Annotated in this window: 18 protein-coding genes and 2 pseudogenes; 7 read left to right on the top strand and 13 right to left on the bottom strand. The window is 62.5% G+C overall.

Annotation, left to right across the window (positions count from 1 at the left end):
• The 5 genes from SJQ66_RS18430 to purH form a co-directional block, all read right to left on the bottom strand.
• Positions 1 to 891, bottom strand: coding sequence for an oxygenase MpaB family protein (locus SJQ66_RS18430; RefSeq protein ID WP_024902629.1), 891 nt, complete (start codon positions 889 to 891; stop codon positions 1 to 3).
• Positions 891 to 1,964, bottom strand: a complete 1,074-nt coding sequence (gene ruvB, locus SJQ66_RS18435; protein WP_024902630.1) for a Holliday junction branch migration DNA helicase RuvB — start codon at positions 1,962 to 1,964, stop codon at positions 891 to 893. Before ruvB ends, SJQ66_RS18430 begins: the two co-directional genes overlap by 1 nt.
• A 23-nt stretch (positions 1,965 to 1,987) precedes the next feature.
• On the bottom strand, positions 1,988 to 2,581 hold the full coding sequence (ruvA, locus tag SJQ66_RS18440) for a Holliday junction branch migration protein RuvA (RefSeq protein ID WP_024902631.1): 594 nt from the start codon (positions 2,579 to 2,581) through the stop codon (positions 1,988 to 1,990).
• A gap of 175 nt (positions 2,582 to 2,756) precedes the next feature.
• The gene (ruvC, locus tag SJQ66_RS18445; protein ID WP_024902632.1) at positions 2,757 to 3,353 is read right to left on the bottom strand and encodes a crossover junction endodeoxyribonuclease RuvC; all 597 of its coding nucleotides are present in this window, start codon (positions 3,351 to 3,353) and stop codon (positions 2,757 to 2,759) included.
• Complete coding sequence (purH, locus tag SJQ66_RS18450) at positions 3,353 to 4,930, bottom strand: bifunctional phosphoribosylaminoimidazolecarboxamide formyltransferase/IMP cyclohydrolase (protein WP_024902633.1); 1,578 nt, start codon at positions 4,928 to 4,930, stop codon at positions 3,353 to 3,355. Before purH ends, ruvC begins: the two co-directional genes overlap by 1 nt.
• A 40-nt stretch (positions 4,931 to 4,970) precedes the next feature.
• On the opposite strand from purH, the gene SJQ66_RS18455 reads away from it, so the two are divergent.
• Positions 4,971 to 5,147, top strand: coding sequence for a hypothetical protein (locus tag SJQ66_RS18455; RefSeq protein WP_157684953.1), 177 nt, complete (start codon positions 4,971 to 4,973; stop codon positions 5,145 to 5,147).
• On the opposite strand, the gene SJQ66_RS18460 is transcribed toward SJQ66_RS18455, so the two are convergent.
• From SJQ66_RS18460 to SJQ66_RS18485, 6 genes are all read right to left on the bottom strand, one after another.
• On the bottom strand, positions 5,136 to 5,372 hold the full coding sequence (locus SJQ66_RS18460) for a Fis family transcriptional regulator (RefSeq protein WP_024902635.1): 237 nt from the start codon (positions 5,370 to 5,372) through the stop codon (positions 5,136 to 5,138). The two genes, SJQ66_RS18455 and SJQ66_RS18460, sit on opposite strands and share 12 nt — an antisense overlap.
• Entirely contained in the window at positions 5,369 to 6,430 is a 1,062-nt protein-coding gene (gene dusB, locus SJQ66_RS18465; RefSeq protein WP_036008554.1) for a tRNA dihydrouridine synthase DusB, read from the bottom strand. Before dusB ends, SJQ66_RS18460 begins: the two co-directional genes overlap by 4 nt.
• Positions 6,431 to 6,742: 312 nt before the next feature.
• Complete coding sequence (locus SJQ66_RS18470) at positions 6,743 to 8,143, bottom strand: FAD-dependent monooxygenase (protein ID WP_320535140.1); 1,401 nt, start codon at positions 8,141 to 8,143, stop codon at positions 6,743 to 6,745.
• Positions 8,144 to 8,181: 38 nt separating this feature from the next.
• Positions 8,182 to 9,666, bottom strand: coding sequence for an aminopeptidase P N-terminal domain-containing protein (locus SJQ66_RS18475; RefSeq protein ID WP_407691548.1), 1,485 nt, complete (start codon positions 9,664 to 9,666; stop codon positions 8,182 to 8,184).
• A gap of 83 nt (positions 9,667 to 9,749) precedes the next feature.
• Positions 9,750 to 10,529: an N-acetylmuramate alpha-1-phosphate uridylyltransferase MurU gene (gene murU, locus SJQ66_RS18480; RefSeq protein ID WP_024902638.1), complete on the bottom strand. Its 780-nt coding sequence runs from the start codon at positions 10,527 to 10,529 to the stop codon at positions 9,750 to 9,752.
• A 32-nt stretch (positions 10,530 to 10,561) separates the two neighbouring features.
• Positions 10,562 to 11,746 carry an aminoglycoside phosphotransferase family protein gene (locus SJQ66_RS18485; protein WP_320535141.1) on the bottom strand — a complete coding sequence of 395 codons (1,185 nt, stop codon included), beginning with the start codon at positions 11,744 to 11,746 and terminating at the stop codon, positions 10,562 to 10,564.
• A 359-nt stretch (positions 11,747 to 12,105) separates the two neighbouring features.
• Here SJQ66_RS18485 and SJQ66_RS18490 point away from each other — a divergent pair, with 359 nt between their 5' ends.
• The 4 genes from SJQ66_RS18490 to rsmA all read left to right on the top strand — a co-directional run bounded on the left by SJQ66_RS18490 (position 12,106) and on the right by rsmA (position 18,294).
• Positions 12,106 to 14,505, top strand: a complete 2,400-nt coding sequence (locus SJQ66_RS18490; protein WP_320535142.1) for an LPS-assembly protein LptD — start codon at positions 12,106 to 12,108, stop codon at positions 14,503 to 14,505.
• 68 nt (positions 14,506 to 14,573) lie between these two features.
• Positions 14,574 to 15,947, top strand: a complete 1,374-nt coding sequence (locus SJQ66_RS18495; RefSeq protein ID WP_320535143.1) for a peptidylprolyl isomerase — start codon at positions 14,574 to 14,576, stop codon at positions 15,945 to 15,947.
• Positions 15,948 to 16,114: 167 nt separating this feature from the next.
• Entirely contained in the window at positions 16,115 to 17,395 is a 1,281-nt protein-coding gene (pdxA, locus tag SJQ66_RS18500) for a 4-hydroxythreonine-4-phosphate dehydrogenase PdxA (RefSeq protein WP_320535144.1), read from the top strand.
• An 8-nt stretch (positions 17,396 to 17,403) separates the two neighbouring features.
• Entirely contained in the window at positions 17,404 to 18,294 is an 891-nt protein-coding gene (gene rsmA / locus SJQ66_RS18505) for a 16S rRNA (adenine(1518)-N(6)/adenine(1519)-N(6))-dimethyltransferase RsmA (protein WP_024902643.1), read from the top strand.
• A gap of 102 nt (positions 18,295 to 18,396) precedes the next feature.
• On the opposite strand, the gene gloA is transcribed toward rsmA, so the two are convergent.
• Positions 18,397 to 18,804 (bottom strand): lactoylglutathione lyase, encoded by a 408-nt coding sequence (gloA, locus tag SJQ66_RS18510; RefSeq protein WP_024902644.1) that lies wholly within the window; start codon positions 18,802 to 18,804, stop codon positions 18,397 to 18,399.
• 144 nt (positions 18,805 to 18,948) lie between these two features.
• Here gloA and SJQ66_RS29750 point away from each other — a divergent pair.
• Positions 18,949 to 19,068, top strand: a pseudogene (locus SJQ66_RS29750) (hypothetical protein); the annotation flags it as partial.
• Between the two features lie 42 nt (positions 19,069 to 19,110).
• A pseudogene (locus SJQ66_RS29905) lies at positions 19,111 to 19,263 on the top strand (IS30 family transposase); the annotation flags it as partial.
• Here the strand turns inward: SJQ66_RS29905 and SJQ66_RS18520 are convergent.
• Positions 19,251 to 20,243, bottom strand: coding sequence for a hypothetical protein (locus SJQ66_RS18520; RefSeq protein ID WP_244141668.1), 993 nt, complete (start codon positions 20,241 to 20,243; stop codon positions 19,251 to 19,253). The pseudogene SJQ66_RS29905 and the gene SJQ66_RS18520 overlap by 13 nt on opposite strands.
• Positions 20,244 to 20,251 lie beyond the last annotated feature (8 nt).

Consider the following 20,251-nt stretch of genomic DNA (forward strand, 5'->3'; position numbering starts at 1 on the left):
CTACCCGCCATCACCTGTGGCAACGCGTGCCCGGGCGCGTTTCGACACACCATTGGTCAGCGCCCAACGCATGACCTTCGCCACGCCATGCACACTCGGACGCAAGACCATTCTACGTAGTGCGTCGCCCCGCTGAAGTCCGAACATTTCCTTCGCCCAAGGCGGCAAGAGATCCGGTCCCGCGTGCAGCAGCAAGCGGGCCGCGGGCCACGTCGCAAGGTTAGGTGCCGGCGCGTGCATCAGCACGTCCAGTACCTCGCGTGTACGTTCATCACACCGCAGCAAGGGTCGCATCCGGGTGATATAGCCATCGACCTCGGCGCGATTGCGCGGCACGCCGCGACCGCCCAGCATTTCGGTAACCAGCGCGGTTTCGGCGTAGTAACGATCCTGCTCCTCGCCGGTCAATGACGGGTTTACATAGACGGTGTATGCGTGCAGGAAGCAAGACATCTCGGCAACGTGTACCCACGTCAGCAGGTCCGGGTCGTCTGCGGCATAGGGGCGGCCATCCGGTGCGATGCCGGTGACGCGACGATGAATCGCCTTCACGCGCTCGATCATCGCCAGCGCATCGGCACGGCCGCCGAACGTGGTGGCCGCAATGAATGTCGCGGTACGTCCCAGGCGACCGTGTATGTCTTCGCGAAACGTCGAGTGATCCCAGACGCCCGCCAATGCCAGCGGGTGCAACATCTGCAGCAGCAAAGCCGCCACGCCGCCCACCAGCATCGATGTGAAATCGGCATGGACCTGCCAGCAGACCGTATCCGGACCATAGAGGCCTGGATCACCAGGCGGTTGCGTATAGTCGATCCGCAGGCGAGCGTCGGTGGTGACCTGATTGACCCCTTGCACGATACGCTGTCTAAGGAACTCGCTCGCCGACATCAGTCCTCCGTTGCCGGCGGCGTGGACGGTTCCAGCGGCAGCGTGCCCGAACTATCTGGCATGCCCACGCCGAAGTGCCGATAGGCGAGCAATGTCGCCATGCGGCCGCGCGGTGTGCGTTGTACATAGCCCTGCTGAATCAGGTAGGGCTCGATGACGTCTTCGATCGTGTCGCGCTCTTCGCCGATTGCCGCCGCGAGATTGTCCAGTCCTACCGGACCGCCATCGAATTTCAGCAGGATGGCTTCCAACAACTTGCGGTCCATCAGATCGAAGCCGACCGGGTCGACATCAAGCATCGCCAGGGCTGCGTCCGCGATTTCCGGCGTGATGCGCCCGTCGGCCTTGACTTCGGCATAATCGCGCACGCGTCGCAGGAGCCGATTGGCGATACGTGGCGTGCCCCGCGAGCGCCGTGCGATTTCGAATGCGCCTTCCGCGCCGATGCCGGCGCCGACCAGGCCCGCCGAACGTTGCACGATGCGCGCCAGTTCCTCGGCGGTATAGAACTCCAGGCGGGCGACAATGCCGAAGCGGTCCCGCAGCGGGTTGGTCAACATGCCGGCGCGCGTTGTCGCGCCCACCAGCGTGAACGGTTGCAGGTCGAGCTTGACGCTGCGGGCGCCGGGACCTTCGCCGATCATGATATCGATCTGGTAATCCTCGAGCGCCGGATAGAGGATTTCCTCGACGACGGGAGACAATCGATGGATTTCATCGATGAACAGTACGTCGTTGGGTTCGAGGTTCGTCAGCAGCGCCGCCAGGTCACCAGCACGCTCAAGCACGGGGCCGGAAGTTTGTCGAAGGTTGACGCCCATCTCCCGCGCGATGATATGCGCGAGCGTGGTCTTACCCAGTCCGGGTGGCCCGAACAGCAGCACATGGTCCAGCGCCTCGCCGCGGTTGCGCGCGGCCTGGACGAAAATTTCCAGCTGGCCGCGCACCTTTTGCTGCCCGACATAGTCGTCGAGCTGTTTTGGCCGCAGCGCGCGTTCATACGCCTCTTCGCGCGCCGATACCGGCGCGGCGGAGATCAGTCGGTCACCCGAGAGTTTGTCAGTTTCGATCATTCAGGCATTGTACCGCCCATCGATCATGCCTTCGACAAAGTCTTCAGCGCCTGACGGATGCCGTTCGAGACATCCGTATCCGGGGGCAATGCGCGAATGGCCGCGGCGGATTCCTTTTCCGAATAGCCGAGTGCGAGGAGGGCCTGCAGGACATCGCTGCCAGTATCACCAGCGGCAGGCACCGTGCTCGCACCCTGGCCCAAGGCGCCGAGATCGGCTCCCAGCTTGCCTTTCAGCTCAAGCAATAATCGCTCGGCGGTTTTTTTGCCAATCCCCGGGATTTTCGTGAGGCGCGCGACTTCCTGCGCCGTCACCGCCTGAGCCAGCTCGTTTACGCTCATGCCTGACAACACGGCCAACGCCATGCGGGCGCCGATGCCGCTGATCTTCAACAACTCGCGGAATGCGCCACGTTCCTGCGCGGTCGCAAAACCAAACAACAGGTGTGCATCCTCGCGCACGATCTGCTGTACCAGCAGTACCACCGGTTCGCCCAGATGCGGCAAGTGATAGAACGTGCTCATCGGTACCGATACCTCGTAACCGACGCCCGCACAGTCGACCAGAATGGAAGGCGGATTCTTTTCCAGCAGCGTGCCAGCAATACGACCGATCATGATCAGCGGGAATGAGAGGAAAGGGAGGCAAGCGCCGGACAGCGCGTTACCCGAAAAGACGCGGAAAGACTGTTTGACGGCGGCATGGCCCGTTGAAGCGATGTTGCTACCGGGCGAGGCGCCATGTGCCATCGCGGCACGAATGCAGACCGTCCTGCCGCGATGCGTCGACACCTCACGATTCGACCAATCTGCCACGCCGTACGCGCATGCCGCGTCCCGCCAATTGCGGTGCCAATGTGCGCAATTGCCCCAGCACATCACCGGCATGCGCATGACAGATCGCCACGCCCAAGGCGTCGGCCGCATCGGTTCCCGGCAGACCGGAGAGACTCAACAGCCGTGCGACCATTTCCTGCACCTGGTCCTTTTTCGCGCGGCCACTGCCCACCACCGCCTGCTTTAACTGCAAGGCGGTGTATTCCGCCACCGGTAGATTTGCGGTAACGAGGCCGCATATGGCGGCGCCGCGGGCCTGGCCAAGCAGCAACGTCGATTGCGGATTCACATTGACGAAGACTTTCTCGATGGCGGCGCAGTCCGGCTTGAACTGCACCGCCAGTTCGCGCACGCCTTCGAAGATGATCTTCAGGCGCGAGGGGAGATCGCCTTCGCCGCTGCGTATCACGCCGCTGCTGATATAACTGAGCACATGCGCACGCTGTTCGATCACACCGAAGCCGGTCACCCGCAAGCCCGGGTCGATACCGAGAATGCGAGTAGGTACCGCGGCTTGCGCGGTACCGGGGGTGACCAGCGGCGCGGGGGCCATCAATGACGGAAGTGGCGAATGCCGGTCATCACCATCGCGATGTTCTGCTCGTCCGCGGCGTCGATGACTTCGCTGTCGCGCATCGAGCCACCTGGATGAATGACACACGTCGCACCGGCCTTGACGACCACGTCCAGACCATCGCGGAACGGGAAGAACGCATCCGACGCCACGGCGGAACCTTGCAGCGTCAATCCCGCGTTCTGCGCCTTGATCTCGGCGATGCGTGCCGAATCGATCCGGCTCATCTGGCCGGCGCCAACGCCCAGGGTCTGGCCGTTCGCGCAGAACACGATGGCATTCGACTTGACGAATTTTGCCACGCGCCACGCGAACAGCATGTCGTCCATTTCCTTCGGCGTCGGTTGGCGGCGGGTGACCACGCGCAGTTCTTGCGGCAACACGTTGCGGCTGTCCGCCGATTGCACGAGCAAACCGCCACCTACGCGTTTCAGATCCTGTACGTTATGCGCAGCGACGTTCCTTGCCGGCAAGGCGATTTCCAGCACGCGCACGTTTTGTTTCGCGGCCAGCAACGCCTTGGCGGCGGTACTGAACGCAGGCGCGATCAGCACTTCGACAAACTGCTTGCTGACGGCCGCGGCAGCCGCTTCGTCCACTTCCTCGTTGAAGGCGATGATGCCGCCGAATGCTGACGTTGGGTCCGTCGAGAGTGCTTTCTGGTATGCCGCTTCCGGGGATGCCGCGACGGCCACGCCACAGGGATTGGCGTGCTTGACGATCACGCAGGCCGGAACATCGAAGCTCTTCACGCATTCCCATGCCGCGTCGGCATCGGCGATATTGTTGAACGACAATTCCTTGCCCTGCAGCTGCTTGTACGCCGCCAGCGCGCCGGCCGGCGTGACGAGGTCGCGGTAGAACGCGGCACCCTGGTGCGGATTTTCGCCGTAGCGCAGGTCCTGCACTTTCTCGAAAGACAGGTTCAACGTTGCGGGGTAATCATTGCGGTTGCCGTGCTGGCGGTCGTCCTTCAGGCTCGTCAGATAATTCGTGATCGCGCCGTCATACTGCGCCGTGTGCGCGAAGACCTTGGTAGCCAGGCGGAAGTTTGTCGGATAGCCCACGGTGTTCCGGTTGACGCGCATCTCGTCGAGCACCACGGCGTAATCGGCCGGATCGACGATCACGGTTACATCCCGGTGATTCTTTGCCGCCGAACGCAGCATCGTCGGCCCGCCGATGTCGATATTCTCGATGGCCTCTTCCAGTGTTGCATCCGACTTCGCGATGGTCTCGCGGAACGGGTACAGGTTCACCACGAGCAGGTCGATCGTCGGGATCGCGTGTTGCTCCAGCGCGGCTACGTGGTCGGGCAGGTCGCGGCGCGCGAGAATGCCGCCGTGGATCTTCGGGTGCAGCGTTTTCACGCGGCCGTCGAGCATTTCCGGAAAGCCGGTGTAGTCGGCGACCTCGGTACAGGCGATGCCTTCGGCGGCGAGCAGTTTGGCGGTGCCGCCGGTCGACAGGATCGTCACGCCCAGATCGGCGAGTGAACGGGCAAAGTCGACGACGCCCGACTTGTCGGATACGGAAATGAGCGCTTGCTTGATCATGTCAAAAGAACGGCAAAGGAAAACGAAAGCGGTGGAAAGGATGTCACTGCATGAGGCGGTGGCTGCGTGGCGCGGGGTGTTGCACCACATCGCTCGCACCGCATTTTTCACGACGATCCGGGTGCTCACGGCGTGCGGGGAAGCGGTGCGGTGCGACGTGGCCGATACGCCGCTTATCGATGGCGTACCGGCCCCGCGCCTGGAATCACTTGATTAAACCGTGATCCTTCAATTTCTTGCGTAACGTATTGCGATTGATGCCCAGGTATTCCGCGGCCAGCGACTGGTTGCCACTGGCACGTTCCAGCACCACCTCAAGCATCGGTTTTTCGACGCAGGAAAGGATCATGTCGTAGATCTCGTTCGGGTTCGATCCGTCGAGGTCCCGGAAGTACTCGTCCAGGCTCTCGCGAACGCACCGCTCGATATTATGTCGGCTCATGCGGCAAGGGGTTGCGAATTGTCCGTATGGCCCGTCTCGTCGTAGACGAGGCGGTCCGACAACAACTTCTGTTCTTCGAAAAACGCGTTGACCGCAGCCAATTGTTCGCGCGTGGTATCCAGCGTGTTCATGTGGTGGCGGAACCCGTTCGCGCCTTTCAGCGCCTTCGTGTACCAGCCGATATGCTTGCGCGCGGTGCGCACGCCGGTGAATTCTCCATAGAACGCATAATGATCTTCCAGATGCCGGTTCATCACGGCCTGGATATCGTCGACACGTGGCGGTGGCAAGATTTCGCCGGTTTCCAGATAGTGCGCGATCTCACGGAAAATCCACGGCCGACCTTGCGCCGCGCGACCGATCATCACCGCATCGGCGCCCGTCAGACGCAGCACGTCAGCGGCCTTCCGGGGCGAATCGATGTCGCCATTGGCCACCACCGGAATGTTGATCGCCGCCTTGACCGCGGCAATCGTCTCGTATTCGGCATCACCGCGATACAAATCCGCGCGGGTACGGCCATGGATCGTCAGCATCGCGATGCCTGCCGATTCTGCAATCCGCGCGATACGCAAGGCATTCCGGTTCTCGGGATTCCAGCCGGTGCGAATCTTCAGTGTCACCGGCACGGCATCCGGGCCGATGCCCACGGCCCCGACCACTGCCTCGACGATCCGGGCAACCAGCGCCTCGTTCTGCAATAATGCCGAACCGGCCGCCACGTTGCATACCTTCTTTGCCGGGCAGCCCATATTGATATCGATGATCTGCGCGCCGTTCGCGACATTGTGCCGCGCGGCGTCGGCCAGCATCTGCGGGTCCGCGCCCGCGATCTGCACCGATATGGGCTCGACCTCGCCGTGATGATTCGCCCGCCGCAACGTCTTCTCGCTTTTCCACAACAGCGCGTTGGAGGCGACCATCTCCGATACCGCATAGCCGGCGCCCAGGTGTTTGCACAACTGGCGGAACGGACGGTCCGTCACGCCCGCCATGGGTGCGACAAACAATGCGTTACGCAGCGTGTGCGATCCGAGTCGAGGTCCGGTAGGAAACATGCGAGCGGGCCGATGGACGGCGAAACAGGGCAAATAGGGAGTCAAAAAACTGGGCGGAACGAGGCAAACAGGCGACACATGCCGTGTCCGCGCGCCGGGTCCGCCTGCGCACCGCATCGGCATGCCGATTCAATGACAGCGATGCAACCGCGTCCGTCCCGGTCACGTCGCTGCCGAAAGCACAAACGCGTATTGTATCGCAAGCGCCGTAGGCAACGGTAAGAAGCTGTGCACAAACGACGCGCTCGTGCTGCAGTGCAGCGTTCCAGGCGTGGCCTGATCAATCTGGCTCATGCACGCCGCACGCCGCAGTCAAGTGCGTTGGCCGAACATCATTTGCCGAGCAAGCCATCCTTTCACGCCAGGCAGGCAATCGAGCGCGGCAAGGGCCACGCCCCGCAGATGGGCGAGCGGCGGAAAGGGATGGGTAAATCCCCGCGCCAAGGCATCGGTCAGCCCGATCGTCAAGCGCCGATCCCACGAACGGCTGGTCGCGAACGCTTTCAGAGCCGCCGGTGTCGTGCCATGTCGGCCGATGGCGAGGGCCAGCGCTTCGGCGTCGCGGACCCCCAGGTTCAAGCCTTGGCCGGCCACCGGGTGAAGCGTTTGCGCGGCATTGCCGATTGTGGCGATGCGACCTTCCGGGAGCGCGCCACTGGCACGCAGGTGCAGGTCGAACGTGGCGCGTCCGCTGATGCGCGTGAAACGCCCGAGGCGGTCGCCGAAGGCTTGGTGCAGATCGGTGAGGAAGGCATCGTCGTCGAGTGCGATACGTGCCGCTGCGCGCTCCGGTGATTGACACCAGACCAATGCGTAATCGGCGGGTGCCGCGGCACCATCGCCCGGCATGCCGGGCGTGGCGCTTGCAGCAGGTGGACACTGCACGCCCGATTCGGCCAGCGGGAGTAACGCCAGAGGGCCCTCGTCCGTGAATCGTTCCCAGGCAACGCGAGGGAGCGGGGCATCGGTCCGCACCGCGCCGACGATGGCTGTCTGCGTGTAATTGCGCACCCGATCCTGTGCCGTGTTCGCTCGATTTGCGCCCGGACGTGTTCCTTCCGCATGAATCACCAGGCGCGCGCGTAACCGTGAAGGTAGGGCCACCCCGGCGCGCGCGGTGTCTATCGGCGTGCTCGCGGGCGAGGGCGCGCGCATCGGTTTGGCATTCTCCCTCGGTCCGGGGGCGGTGCTTGCCAGCGTGAGCAGGACGCCATCGGCATCCTCGGCGATCGCCGTTGCCGTGCATTGTTCGAGCAACGTCAATGCCGTTCTCGTCGTGCGGCCCGGCCGTTCGGCGAGCCGCAGAACGCCCGCGCGCAGCGCGCCGGCAATCGCGCCGTAGCGTACGACATAGCCGAGCGCCGGCAGGTGGTGCGTCTCGTGTCGAATCAGCGCACGGCCCAGATAGCCGCGCTGCGAGACGTGGATAGTCTCAATCGGCGTCGCCTGTTCGGGCCAGCCGATGGGCGCGAGCAACGTACGGCTGCCATGTGACAACGCCAGCACGCGCGGGTCGCTATCCGCGGCGGCACGGGTTCGGGCATCGATCAAGGTAATGGACAGACCAGCGGTGGCGCTGTGGCGCGCCAGTGCACCGGCCAAGGCCAGTCCGACCGGACCGGCACCGATGATGGCGATGTCGACCGACACGCCGTCGGCATCGGGCGCGGCGGCGGCAGGGCCAGGGGCGGCGTCGGGGGGCAACGAATTCATGCTGCTGGATAGGTGGGGTTCCGGACAACGCGCGCCGATCAAGCGGCGCGCATCAACGCCTCGATCTCGTCGGCGGCCACGGGCACGTCCCGGGTGAGCAGTGCGCAGCCGGCGTCGGTCACCACGACATTGTCCTCGATGCGGATGCCAATGTCCCAGTATTCAGAGGGCACGTCATCGGCACGCCGTACATACAATCCGGGTTCGATCGTCGATACCATGCCTGGCGTCAGCAAGGTGGACCGCGGTGCCTGCGCCACGTTGTCCGCGTCCGGGCCGGGACGCCCGTTGGCATCGACCGTGGCGGCAGTCGGCGCTTCAACATAGTCGCCGCAATCATGGACGTCCAGGCCAAGCCAGTGCCCGGTGCTATGCATGTAAAAGCGCGAATAGGCTCGGTCCGCAATCACATCCTCGACGCTACCGTGGTCGTTTGCCCGAAGCAGGCCTGTATCCAGCATCCCTTGCACCAGCACGCGCAGGGCCGCCTGGTGTGCGTCATCGAACCGGGCGCCGGGCCGGGTGGCCGTGACGGCCGCGTCATTCGCCGCGAGCACGATGTCGTACAGCGTGCGTTGCGGCCCGGTGAAGCGGCCATTGGCGGGAAACGTCCGCGTGATGTCCGACGCATACCCATCCAGTTCGCACGCCGCGTCGATCAGCACCAGATCGCCGTCTCGCAACACGTAGTCCCCGGCCGGGTAATGCAGTGTGCACGCGTTGGCGCCCCCGGCGACGATCGACGTATAGGCCGGGGCCTGGGCACCGCTGCGCCGGAAGTGATACAACAGCTCCGCCTCGAGCGCGTATTCCGGCATGCCGACTCGCGCGGTCTGCATCGCACGGATATGCGCCTGTGCCGAAATGCGACCCGCCGTTCGCATCCGGTCGATCTCGTGCGGGTCCTTGATCTGGCGCATTGGCTCGACGATGCGTGCCAGATCGAGAATGCTGCCGGGCGTGACGACGCGTCGGCGGCCTCGCGCTTCCCGAAGCCAGCGCGCGATGTCGGCTTCCAGCGCACCGTGGGTAAGCAACGGATAGGCCAGTACCGCGGCCCCTGTCAGGCAATCCGGCAGTTGCCCATCACGCGCGCTGTTGGGCAGCGCGAGATCAAATCCGAAGGCTTCCTGCGCGGCTAGCGGGCCATAATGAAATCCTTCCCAGGTTTCCCGCAATGGATCTTTTTCCCGGCAGAACAACGTCGACACCGGCTGGCTGGCGGTGCCACGGCCGCGGCTGTCGATGACGAGCAGCGCGTCCGGTTCGGCAAAACCGGTCAGGTAAAAGAAGCTGCTGTCCTGGCGATAGGGAAATTCACTGTCGCGGCTGCGCACGGGAACCGGCGCCGAGGCGATGATGGCAATGCCGCCGCCGGCCGCCCGCAGCGCGTCGGCAATCTTCGCGCGGCGCGCGGCAAACACGTCGGGCGCGAATGCGCGCTGCGGGGCCAGTATCCACTCGCCGTCCGCATGCGCGGTACGGGTGGAGAGAGCGGCGGAGGGGGAGAGTGGATTCGTCATCCCGCGATTCTAGCGCCAATGACGCGACGCGTCCCATGCCATCCGTCCGATGAGTGATCACCCTGCAGCACACGCGTCGCGTGTCAGCGACTGTCGCCCGCGGCCGACAGTCGCGCATCCAGTTCGGCCAGTTGCGCGGGGGTGCCGACATTGCACCAGTGCCCGTCGAAGCGCTCGCCCGTGACCTGGCCGGCTGCAATGGCCGCATGCATCATCGGACCAAGCGCGGCGGCCGGAATCGGCCGTTGTGCCGCCAGCGCCGTAAACATCCGGGTATCGTAGACGCCGATATTGCCGAATGTCAGTCGCACGCCGTCCGTGGCGCTCAGTCGACCATCGACGCGCAGGCCGAAGTCGCCCGCCGGATGAAAATCCGGATTGGGTACCATGACGAGGTGCATGCCCGGCGCGTCGTGCGGGACGATGGTATCGGTGCTTGTTGGTAAGTCCGCGCTAACTGTGCGCGGTTCGATCCGTACCGTATGCAGGCGGGCAAAATCGAAGTCAGAGTAGACGTCACCGCTGACCGCGACGAAGCGTTTACCTTCGGATGCGGGTGTCGCACCCAGCAACAACGGTAACGCGTTGGCGATACCCCCGGCGGTTTCCAGCGCATGATCGGATTCCGCCGAGTAATGCAGCGCGACGCCGAAGCGCGACCCGTCGCCCAATGCCGTTTCGATCATCCCGCCAAGCCAGGCATGATTGATCACGATCCGATGAAACCCGGCGCGCGCCAGCGCCTCGATCTGCCAGACGATCAACGGCTTGCCGCCTGCCGACAGCAATGGCTTAGGCATTCGGTCCGACAGCGGGCGCATTCGTTCACCGCGCCCTGCGGCAAAGATCATTGCGGTATTCATCGCCCCGACCGCCGGGGCTCCCATGGTCGGCATCAGAAGGTATAGCCCACTTGCTGGTTCCGATTCTCGTATTTGTCGAGCAGTCGCGCCAGCGGTCGTAATTCGCGGTAACGGTGCGCCACGCGGCTGGCGTACGCGAAGAAACGCGGCGTGTCGGCTAGGTAGCGCGGCTTGCCATCGCGATACTGCAGTCGTGCGAACAGGCCGAGAATCTTGAGGTGTCGTTGCAGTCCAATCCATTCGACATCGCGATAGAACAAGGCGAAATCGCTGTTGACCGGCAAGCCGGCAGCCTTGGCCTCGCCCCAGTACCAGGCAACGCAATCGATTTCGAATGCTTCGTCCCAGCTTAGGAATGCATCCCGCAGGAGGGCCGCCACGTCATAGCCGATCGGACCATGCACCGCATCCTGAAAATCGATCACGGCCGGTGCCGGGTCGCTCAGCATCAGGTTGCGCGGCATGAAATCGCGATGCACGAAGACTTGCGGCTGCTGCCGTGCAGCCTCCACGAGCAAGCGGCAGGTGTCGGCGTACATTGCCTTGTCGGTGTCGTCGAACGGGCGGCCCAGATGGCGGTCCGCATACCATTCGGGAAACAGATCCAGTTCGCGGCGCAACAGTGCTTCATCGTAAGGAGGCAGTATGTCCGGACGGGACGCCTTCTGCCAGCGGATCAGCGTGCGTAGCGCATCGCGCATCAACGGCTTGGCGCGGTCTTCATTCGTGCCGTCGAGGACATCGATATAAGCGGTGCTGCCCAAATCGGATAACAGCATGAAGCCAGCATCGACGTCGGCCGCATAGATTGCAGGCACATGAATGCCGGCCGCCTTCAACAGTTGCTGAACATCGCGGAACTCCCGGGATTTCTCTGGCGGCGGCGCGTCCATCACGATGGCGGTGTCGCCACGGGCGGTCCGAATGCGGAAGTAGCGTCTAAATCCGGCGTCGGACGAGGCAAGTTGTAATGTGCGGAAATCAAGCGGCAGCAATGAAGCCAGGTCATCGGCTTGCGGTGCCAATGCATCGGTTGGCGCGCCGGCTGACAGTCCCGAGAGCCACGCGATCAATCGCTGATGACGGGCATCGGCTGATTCGGCGGGCGTCGGCGGTCCGGCCGCGGCTACGGAGATACAAAGGGTAGGATCGGACGTCGCGGCGGACGGCGTGCCGGGAGGCCTGTTATTTACGGCACGGGAAGAGGGTAGCGGCATAATCCCAATCAATTTGGCGATGGGATTCCCATGCGCCCGGTCAGTTTGCAGACTTTGGCATATATAATACCCGACGAATTCTGAGACCCCGTGCAAGGTAAGACCATGCACGGGGACCGCCCGATGTTGCTGCTGTCGCGCGCGCGGAGACGTGGTTACGCGGATGCGCGAACGCGCGAATGCATGATTGCACCGGCGCCTGGCAGGTTAAAGGGATACGCCTGAGTTCTCGCGCGGATGGTTTCGGGGGAGACCCCTGTTCGAGCGCTGTGTAGCGCCGCTGTCCGTTGTAAGCCGCGCCTTGTTGGCGCGATCCGATCCAGTCAGCCCTTGCTTATAGCTCGCTTTTAGCCCGATTCATGCCGCCTAGACCGCCAAACCGTTTGCTTTCCCCTCGTTCTCGCGCCCAGGCGCCGCAGCGCGTTACCCGGATCGCCGCCGCCTTGCTGACGGCCGGCCTGACCGCGCCGTTGCCCGGCTTCGCGCAATTGACGGGCGATGCCGCGCAACCGATCCCGTTGGACCGGGACTGGGGCTTCTCGCTCGCGCCGCAGATCATCGAGCGCCAGGTGCCGCAGGGCGTCACCCCCGGTACCTTTTCCTCGGGGGACAATGCCAGCGCGGACGGCAGCCAGACGACGCTGACGGGTAACGCCGAATTACGGCGTTACGGATCGATCATTCGCGCTGACAAACTCCATTACGACGTCGACACCGATACCGCCGACGCGTATGGCAGCGTCCGGATCAACGATCACGGCAATCTGTTCGTCGGCCCGCGGGCGCAGATGCAGTTGGAGGCGCGGGTGGGCTACATGCTGAGCCCGACTTATCACTTCAATGCCACGGGTGGAGGGGGGCGTGCGGATCGTGTCGACATGATCGACGATGAGCGTACGCGCTTCACCCACGCGACTTATACCGCATGCAATTGTGAGCGGCCGGCGTGGTACATCAAGTCCAGCCGCTTCGATGTCGACCAGGGTGAGAATGTCGGATACGCGCAAAACGGTATGGTCTTCTTCCAGGGCGTGCCGATTTTCTACAGCCCCTGGTTGACGTTCCCCCTGTCGAACGAACGCAAATCGGGCCTGCTGCCGCCGACGTTCTCGCTGAACTCGACGAGTGGTTTCGATACGACGATTCCGTATTATTTCAATCTCGCACCGAATCGTGACCTGACGTTACGGCCACGGATCATGCAGCAACGCGGCGCGTTCCTCGGCGCTGACTTCCGTTACCTGGGCACGGCCTATCGGGGCACGCTGACCGCCGAGTACATGCCGTGGGACCAGAAGGCGAAGCTGAGCAACCGCTACTCGCTTTACTGGCAGCATAACCAGGACCTCGGCAACGGTTTCGGCGCCTATGTGAATTACAACCGGGTATCGGACAAGACCTATACGTCCGATCTCGCGAGCAGTGAGAACATTGTCTACAACGGTGCGCAGTTGCTGTTCCAGCAGGAAGCCGGGGTGACCTACAACCACGGCCCCTGGTCCGTGCTGACCCGCGTCCAGCGTTGGCAGGTCCTGCAAAACGATGTCGTGCCGCCGTATTCGCGTGAACCGGAAGTGCAGGTTAATTACGCCAAGTACGACGTGGGCGGTTTCGACTACGGGGCCATGGCGGATTTCACGCGGTTTCAATCGTCTAACTCGACGATGCCGGAAGGCAACCGCGCGGTACTCGATCCTTACATCAGCTATCCGATTATCCGGTCGGGGTGGTTCTTCATTCCGAAGGCGCAGTACCATCTGGCGTCGTATGACATGACGCGGATTCCGTCGCAGATCAACAGCATGGAGCCGAGTACGATCGCGCGTACCTCCAACGTGGCGATTCCCACGCTGAGCGTGGACTCGGGATTGAAGTACGAAAGGTCGATCTCGCTTTTCGGTACAGACTACATCCAGACCCTGGAGCCGCGCCTCTACTACACGTACACCCCGTATCGCGATCAATCGCAGATTCCGGTATTCGATACGGCACCGTCGGACTTCGGCCTGGCCGAAATCTTCACGACGAACACGTTTGTCGGTGAGGACCGGATCGCGGATGGCAGCCGGATGACCGCGGCGTTGTCTACGCGTTTCATCAATGCCGGCAGTGGTGACGAGCGGGCGCGGTTCCTGGTGGCGCAGCAGTACTATTTCCGCAGCCAGGTGACGACGATGCCGAACCAGTCGGTCAGCAATGCCGCCCGTTCGGATCTGATACTCGGCGCGTCGTTCAAGCTGTCGAGTACATTTGCCACGCAGAATGCGTTGCAATACAACACTGGCAATGGCAAGGTGGACCGCTTGAACACCGGTTTTGCCTGGTCGCCGCAGGACCGTAAGGTGATCAACCTGGCGTATCGCTATACGCGGCCGGACCCGACCGACACTGCCAGTACTTATCTGACCACCGGGGTCAAGCAGATCATCGCCTCGGCACAATGGCCGATCACACGCAATGTGTATGCGGTGGGGCGCATCAACTATGCATTCGATTCAAAACGCTTGGTGGACGGCTTGCTCGGCATGCAGTACGACGCGCCGTGTTGGGTGCTCGGCGTGGCGTTCCAGAAGTACGCAAGCGGGATCAACAGCAGTGGCGAGCCAGCGTCGGGTACGCGCTTCCTGGTCCAGTTGACCTTGAAAGGCCTTGCAAACGTTGATAACGGGCTGGTGACCGCGTTCCGTAATAGCGTGCCGGGCTATGTCTCGCCGCCGCCGCCGGAGCCCCCCGTGTCGCGATTCTCCGACTACGACTGACAAGCGTGATACTCTCGCGATTTGATTTTTTCGCCGAATGCGGTAACCCCAAGGAGTCGACGTTCGTGATGGTGAAGACTATACGGCTAGCGTGGCTGGCCAGTGCAACGATGATGGCTGGCGTGCTCGGCGTGACCATGCCGGTTCACGCGCAGGCGTTGAAGGGCGCGACGTCGCAGACCGTACGTCCCACGGGGCCCGGTGTCGAGGTGGATCGCATTGTAGCGATCGTGAACAACGGTGTGATCACGGAGCGGCAACTCGACCGGCGTATGCAGATGGTGAAGAACCGCATGCAAAGCCAGGCGGGTGTGCAAGTGCCGCCGGACAATGATTTGCGTCAGCAAGTGTTACAGCAGATGATCATGTCCGAGATCCAGATGCAGCAGGCGGAGCAGGATGGCATCCAGATCACCGACGCCCAGGTGGACCAGACGCTGGAGCGCCTTGCGCAGGCCAATGGTCTGCCGCTGCCGGAATTCCGGGCGCGGGTGGAAGCGCAGGGTGTGCCTTGGGATACGTTCCGTAGCGATGCCCGCGACGAAATGACGTTGAACGAGCTGCGTCGCCGCGAGGTGGACAGCAAGATTACCGTGTCCGATGGTGAAGTGGCGAACTACATCGCGAGCCAGCGCGGTGTAACGACGACACCGCCTGACTTGCACCTCGCGCACTTGTTGGTGCCGGTGCCGGCGAACGCAACGGATGCGCTGGTACAGGCGGCGCAGCAGAAGGCGGCCGGTTTGATCAAGGACGCGCGTAGCGGTGACAATTTCGCGCGCCTGGCGCGGTCGAATTCCGCGGCAAACGATGCGAAGCAGGGCGGCGACCTGGGTTTCAAGCCGCAAGCCGATCTGCCCCCGGCCTATGTCGAGGCGGTATCCCGTCTGGCGCCGGGTCAGGTTGCCCCGGAGCCGATTCGCACGGCGGATGGCTTTGAAGTGGTGCGACTGGAGGCGCGGCGTCCGGCAGCCCATGCGCAGGACAAGATTACGCAGACGCACGTGGCGCATATCCTGATCCGCGTGGAGGATGGCGGGAACGAAGGGGCGGCATTGCAGAAGCTGCAAAGCGTGCGGCAAGCGATCGAATCCGGCAAGGGTAGCTTCGCCGACTTTGCCAAGACCACGTCGCAGGATGGTTCCGCCGGCAACGGCGGCGATCTGGGCTGGGTGAATCCGGGTCAGACGGTGCCGGAGTTCGAGCGCGTGATGAACACGTTGCAGCCTGGGCAGATCAGTAATCCGGTGCGTTCGCGCTACGGCTATCACTTGATCGAGGTACTGGGTCGCCGCGAGATCTCGGCATCGCCGGCGGAACAGGAAGATGCGGCGCGTCAAGCGGTGGGCTCGCGGAAATCCGAGCAGGCGTATGGTGACTGGCTGCGGCAGTTGTATGATTCGGCGTACGTGAAGGTCATGCTGAACGGGCAGGACAACTGATCCGAGCGTTGCGCACCACCGGGTTGCACATGGCGGGGCGGCGCAGGCGCGACATTTGAGCAGGGTCTGGGAACCAGGGGGCGATATCGGCATGAAGCCGGGGATCGCCCCCTGGTTCTTTTGGTTTTTTCAGAGAAGCACAGGTACCGAGAGGATGGAGCGCAGCGATGGACGCGATAGGCGCTGACGAACCAGCAGGGCGTGGCCAACCGCTGACGCTGGCAATTACGACGGGCGAACCGGCGGGCATCGGCCCCGAACTGACGCTGGCGGCGCTTGCATATGGTGAGCGGACGCGCCGTTGGGGGGACACCCGTTTCGTCGTCCTTGGCGATGCCGCCATGTTACGCGACCGTGCCCGTGCGGCGGGGCTGGATGTGGCAAGAGGGTACGGCCGTGACGCCGATGGCGGGACGGCGGGTGCGGAGGTGGAGGTGGACAGAGCGGATGCCGGGCTCGGGCGGTCGGCGATGGGCGCGCGTGGCGCGACGGCCGCGCCCGAAAGGTGTTGCTTTACCGTCGACGGCCCTTCCGTGGATGCGCCCGTGACGCCCGGTGTGCTTGATCCGCGCAATGGCCCTTATGTATTGCGCTTGCTGGATCTGGCGATCGATGGTGCCTTGTCGGGAGCCTATGATGGCATCGTCACCGCACCGTTGCAGAAGAGCACGATCAACGATGCCGGCGTACCGTTTACCGGTCATACCGAATACCTGGCGGAGCGCACCGGCACCGAACGTGTGGTCATGATGCTGGCGGGGCCCGTGTCGTCGTCGATGCATGCGGCGGTATTGTCCACGGCCACCGTTTCCCCGGCAACGGCGCGGCTTGCCGCCTCGTATATGTTCCGCGTTGCGTTAGCGACTACCCACTTGCCGTTGTCGCAGGTGCCGCAGGCGCTCGACATGGAGATGCTGGTGCGCACGCTCGAGATCATCGATGCGGATCTTCGCCGCGACTTCGCGATCCCGCATCCCCGTATCCTGGTGACGGGATTGAATCCGCACGCGGGAGAAAGCGGCTATCTGGGACGTGAAGAGATCGACGTGATCGCTCCCGCGTTGGCACGCGCACGGCAGTCAGGTATCGATGCCCGCGGGCCTTATCCCGCGGATACGTTATTCCAGCCGCGCCATCTCGCGGACGCCGATTGCGTGCTGGCGATGTATCACGATCAAGGGTTGCCGGTGTTGAAGTACGCGACATTCGGTGAGGGTATCAATGTCACGTTAGGATTGCCGATCGTGCGCGTCTCGGTGGACCATGGTACCGCGCTTGATCTGGCCGGCAGCGGGCGCGGCGACCCGGGCAGCATGCTGGCGGCCATCGACACCGCAGTGCAGATGGCGCGCAACCGGCATGTACACGCCGGCAAGGAAAAAAGCGTGCCGCGTGGCATGTCTTTCGACGATGTCTCCGGAGAGCACCGGCCCGACGTTTCAAAGTAGAGTTAATCATGAGTGGATCACATCGTGGCCCGGTGCAAGGGCACTTCGCGCGTAAGCGCTTCGGGCAGAACTTTCTCGTTGACCAGGGTGTCATCGACGGCATCGTCCGGTGCATCGCGCCACGCGCGGGCGAAACGATCGTTGAGATCGGGCCGGGTCTTGGCGCATTGACCACGCCGTTGCTGGAAACGCTGGAGGCCGGCAAACGTAACGGTGACGGTGCCCTGACCTATGAGCCGTTGCATGTGGTGGAGTTGGATCGCGATCTGATCAAGCGGCTGCATGCGACATTCGGCCAGCGCTTGATCGTGCATGAGGGCGATGCCCTGAATGTCGATTTCACTGCGGTTACCGGCACCGGCGGTGAGGGTGACGATACGTCGTCCTCACCGTTGCTGCGCGTGGTGGGTAACCTGCCCTACAACATCTCCAGCCCCTTGCTCTTTCATCTGATGCGTGTGGCGCACCGGGTCATCGACCAGCACTTCATGCTGCAGGACGAGGTGGTGGAACGGATGATCGCGGAGCCGGGTAGCAAGGCGTATAGCCGACTGAGCGTGATGCTGCAGTATCGCTATTCGATGGAAAAGCTGATGGACGTGCCCCCGGGGTCTTTCGATCCACCGCCGAAAGTCAATTCCGCGATCGTCCGGATGTTGCCGCATCCGGTGGAAGACCTGCCCGACGTCGATCAAGGTGTGTTCGCGGCGGTGGTCACGGCGGCATTTTCGCAGCGGAGAAAGATGCTGCGTAATACGCTGGGCCCTTATCGCGAAGAGATCGATTTCGATGCGCTGGGTTTCGATCTGTCACGTCGCGCCGAGGACGTGCCGGTGCACGAATACGTTACGGTGGCGCAGCATGTGCAGGCATCACGCGCAACCACGGGCGCTGCGTAAACAGCCAGGCTATCGCGCATTGCCTCAGTTGCAATGCCGATGTCGCGCACTGCGCCTGCCGCTTCGACGCAAGCGCGGCGCAGTGCACGTGATCATGCGCGTTCAGTCCTTCGCGCCTTGCGCGCCAACTTTCTTCTGGATCAACTCGATCTTATAGCCGTCCGGATCTTCGACAAAGGCGATGACGGTGGTGCCATGCTTCATCGGACCCGCTTCGCGGACGACCTTGCCACCGCGTGCGCGAACATCGTCGCATGCCTGGGCGGCGTTATCCACTTCCAGCGCGATGTGCCCATAGGCGGTGCCGAGTTCGTATTTTTCGGTGCCCCAGTTATAGGTCAGCTCAATAGCCGATTCCTCGGATTCGTCACGATAGCCGACAAAGGCGAGTGTGAACTTGCCTTCCGGATACTCATGCTGGCGCAGCAGTTTCATGCCAAGCACTTTCGTATAGAAGTCGATGGACCTGGGCAGGTCGCCGACGCGCAGCATTGTGTGCAGGATTCTCATGGTGTTTTCGGGGACCGGTAAGTGAGGTACAAGCACACGATTTTACCAATGCGGGCGACATCGTGCTTTGGGCTGGCGGGCAACGCCTCGCCACGCTGGTGACGTTATCGATTACATACGCTCGTTCTTTCGCAGATCACAGACATGCCCGGACCGCTCAAGGTTGTATTGTCGCTAAGGACCTATCTTGCTACGTGCCAATATGACCTGCGTCACCTCTCGATCGTGTCGGGCGGCGATACGAACGTCATCGGCTCGGATGTGAGTGGCCAGCGTGTGTCGGCTGAAGTTGGCGGTAATTTGAACGTTTATAGACGCTGGTCGCCGCAGCAAAGTGCGGCGAAACGGCGGCGTATGCACCCCAATACCCCAGAACAATGCGTCAGTCATGAGACCATCTACGCGGCGATCTACGCGCATCCGCGAGGCGGCCTCAATCCGGCGGTTCACTCTTCGCTTTTCTCAAGGTCCGGATACGACGTTGTCAGCTTGAAATGTTTCATGACTTCGCGGACGTCGGCGTTTCCGTTTAGATCGCGTTGGTCGTCTGCAGTCCGTAAAACGGTCACGGATCGGGTTGTGACGACCGGCTTATAAAAACGGGCCGGCAGGTCATCCATTGAAACCCTGGTGTCTTCTCTTAATGGCCTATCCTTCTGCCGTATTGACGTCCCAATAGGAAAACTGAATGTGCGCTTTACCGTAACTTGTCGCCCCGGTTTCAATCTGATCGCCGGAGGCGACCGCGGTGCCTCGTTTCGCTTTGCATCGCCGCGATCTTTGGGAAATACCACTGTCAGTGGCAGTATCGAACTGGCTTTTTGAACGGTTGATTCCAACGCTTTCCTTGCGCCTTGCAACATGTCCCGACAGGTTTTCCGACGCGCCAACATGTCGCCGTCCGTCCCCGGGGCGTCAGCGAGCGGTGCTTTCAATCCCGGCTTGCTGTCAGTCTGATGAGCCTCGTAGCGCGCTACACGCGCCGTTTTGTATTGTTCTATTTTTTCTGAACATAGCGCTGTCACGTCGTTCATCTCCTGCGAGATGGTTTCCAACGATGTATGCAGGCAGAAGAGCATGATCGGATAACTGGCATATCTCGAACTCGTGGACGCGGGTGCCGCATTCCCTGCTTCATCGACGCCCGTCCTGATACGCGCCCGGAGGTCGACATCCGGACTGGGGCGCGGAATCACATGAGAATCGGCGCCAATCATCATATCGATCAGCGCGTCGACGGTGGGCTCGGGGAGTCCGATAGTGCGTAAATCAGCGTCGTCGTCCGCTGCGTGATCCGGTGCCAGACCAACCACCGCGTCATCGGCGCCGCCGATCGCATATTTTCTATCGTTCAACGCACCAGGCGTATCGTCGAAATCGAACAATGACAAGGCGGTCGAGACCTCATTGCTCACACGATTCTGATCAGCGCTTTCCAAGGCCGCCA

Source organism: Robbsia andropogonis (genome assembly GCF_034047095.1).
GTDB lineage: Bacteria > Pseudomonadota > Gammaproteobacteria > Burkholderiales > Burkholderiaceae > Robbsia > Robbsia andropogonis.

Excerpts from the sequence above, each read along its gene's own strand:
- dusB (WP_036008554.1), bottom strand. The coding sequence starts at position 6,430 with ATGTTTCCTACCGGACCTCGACTCGGATCGCACACGCTGCGTAACGCA.
- SJQ66_RS18495 (WP_320535143.1), top strand. The coding sequence starts at position 14,574 with ATGGTGAAGACTATACGGCTAGCGTGGCTGGCCAGTGCAACGATGATG.
- ruvA (WP_024902631.1), bottom strand. The coding sequence starts at position 2,581 with ATGATCGGTCGTATTGCTGGCACGCTGCTGGAAAAGAATCCGCCTTCC.
- rsmA (WP_024902643.1), top strand. The coding sequence starts at position 17,404 with ATGAGTGGATCACATCGTGGCCCGGTGCAAGGGCACTTCGCGCGTAAG.
- ruvC (WP_024902632.1), bottom strand. The coding sequence starts at position 3,353 with ATGGCCCCCGCGCCGCTGGTCACCCCCGGTACCGCGCAAGCCGCGGTA.
- SJQ66_RS18455 (WP_157684953.1), top strand. The coding sequence starts at position 4,971 with ATGTCACTGCATGAGGCGGTGGCTGCGTGGCGCGGGGTGTTGCACCAC.
- ruvB (WP_024902630.1), bottom strand. The coding sequence starts at position 1,964 with ATGATCGAAACTGACAAACTCTCGGGTGACCGACTGATCTCCGCCGCG.
- pdxA (WP_320535144.1), top strand. The coding sequence starts at position 16,115 with ATGGACGCGATAGGCGCTGACGAACCAGCAGGGCGTGGCCAACCGCTG.
- SJQ66_RS18475 (WP_407691548.1), bottom strand. The coding sequence starts at position 9,666 with ATGACGAATCCACTCTCCCCCTCCGCCGCTCTCTCCACCCGTACCGCG.
- murU (WP_024902638.1), bottom strand. The coding sequence starts at position 10,529 with ATGAATACCGCAATGATCTTTGCCGCAGGGCGCGGTGAACGAATGCGC.
- SJQ66_RS18490 (WP_320535142.1), top strand. The coding sequence starts at position 12,106 with ATGCCGCCTAGACCGCCAAACCGTTTGCTTTCCCCTCGTTCTCGCGCC.
- SJQ66_RS18430 (WP_024902629.1), bottom strand. The coding sequence starts at position 891 with ATGTCGGCGAGCGAGTTCCTTAGACAGCGTATCGTGCAAGGGGTCAAT.
- SJQ66_RS18470 (WP_320535140.1), bottom strand. The coding sequence starts at position 8,143 with ATGAATTCGTTGCCCCCCGACGCCGCCCCTGGCCCTGCCGCCGCCGCG.
- purH (WP_024902633.1), bottom strand. The coding sequence starts at position 4,930 with ATGATCAAGCAAGCGCTCATTTCCGTATCCGACAAGTCGGGCGTCGTC.
- gloA (WP_024902644.1), bottom strand. The coding sequence starts at position 18,804 with ATGAGAATCCTGCACACAATGCTGCGCGTCGGCGACCTGCCCAGGTCC.
- SJQ66_RS18485 (WP_320535141.1), bottom strand. The coding sequence starts at position 11,746 with ATGCCGCTACCCTCTTCCCGTGCCGTAAATAACAGGCCTCCCGGCACG.
- SJQ66_RS18460 (WP_024902635.1), bottom strand. The coding sequence starts at position 5,372 with ATGAGCCGACATAATATCGAGCGGTGCGTTCGCGAGAGCCTGGACGAG.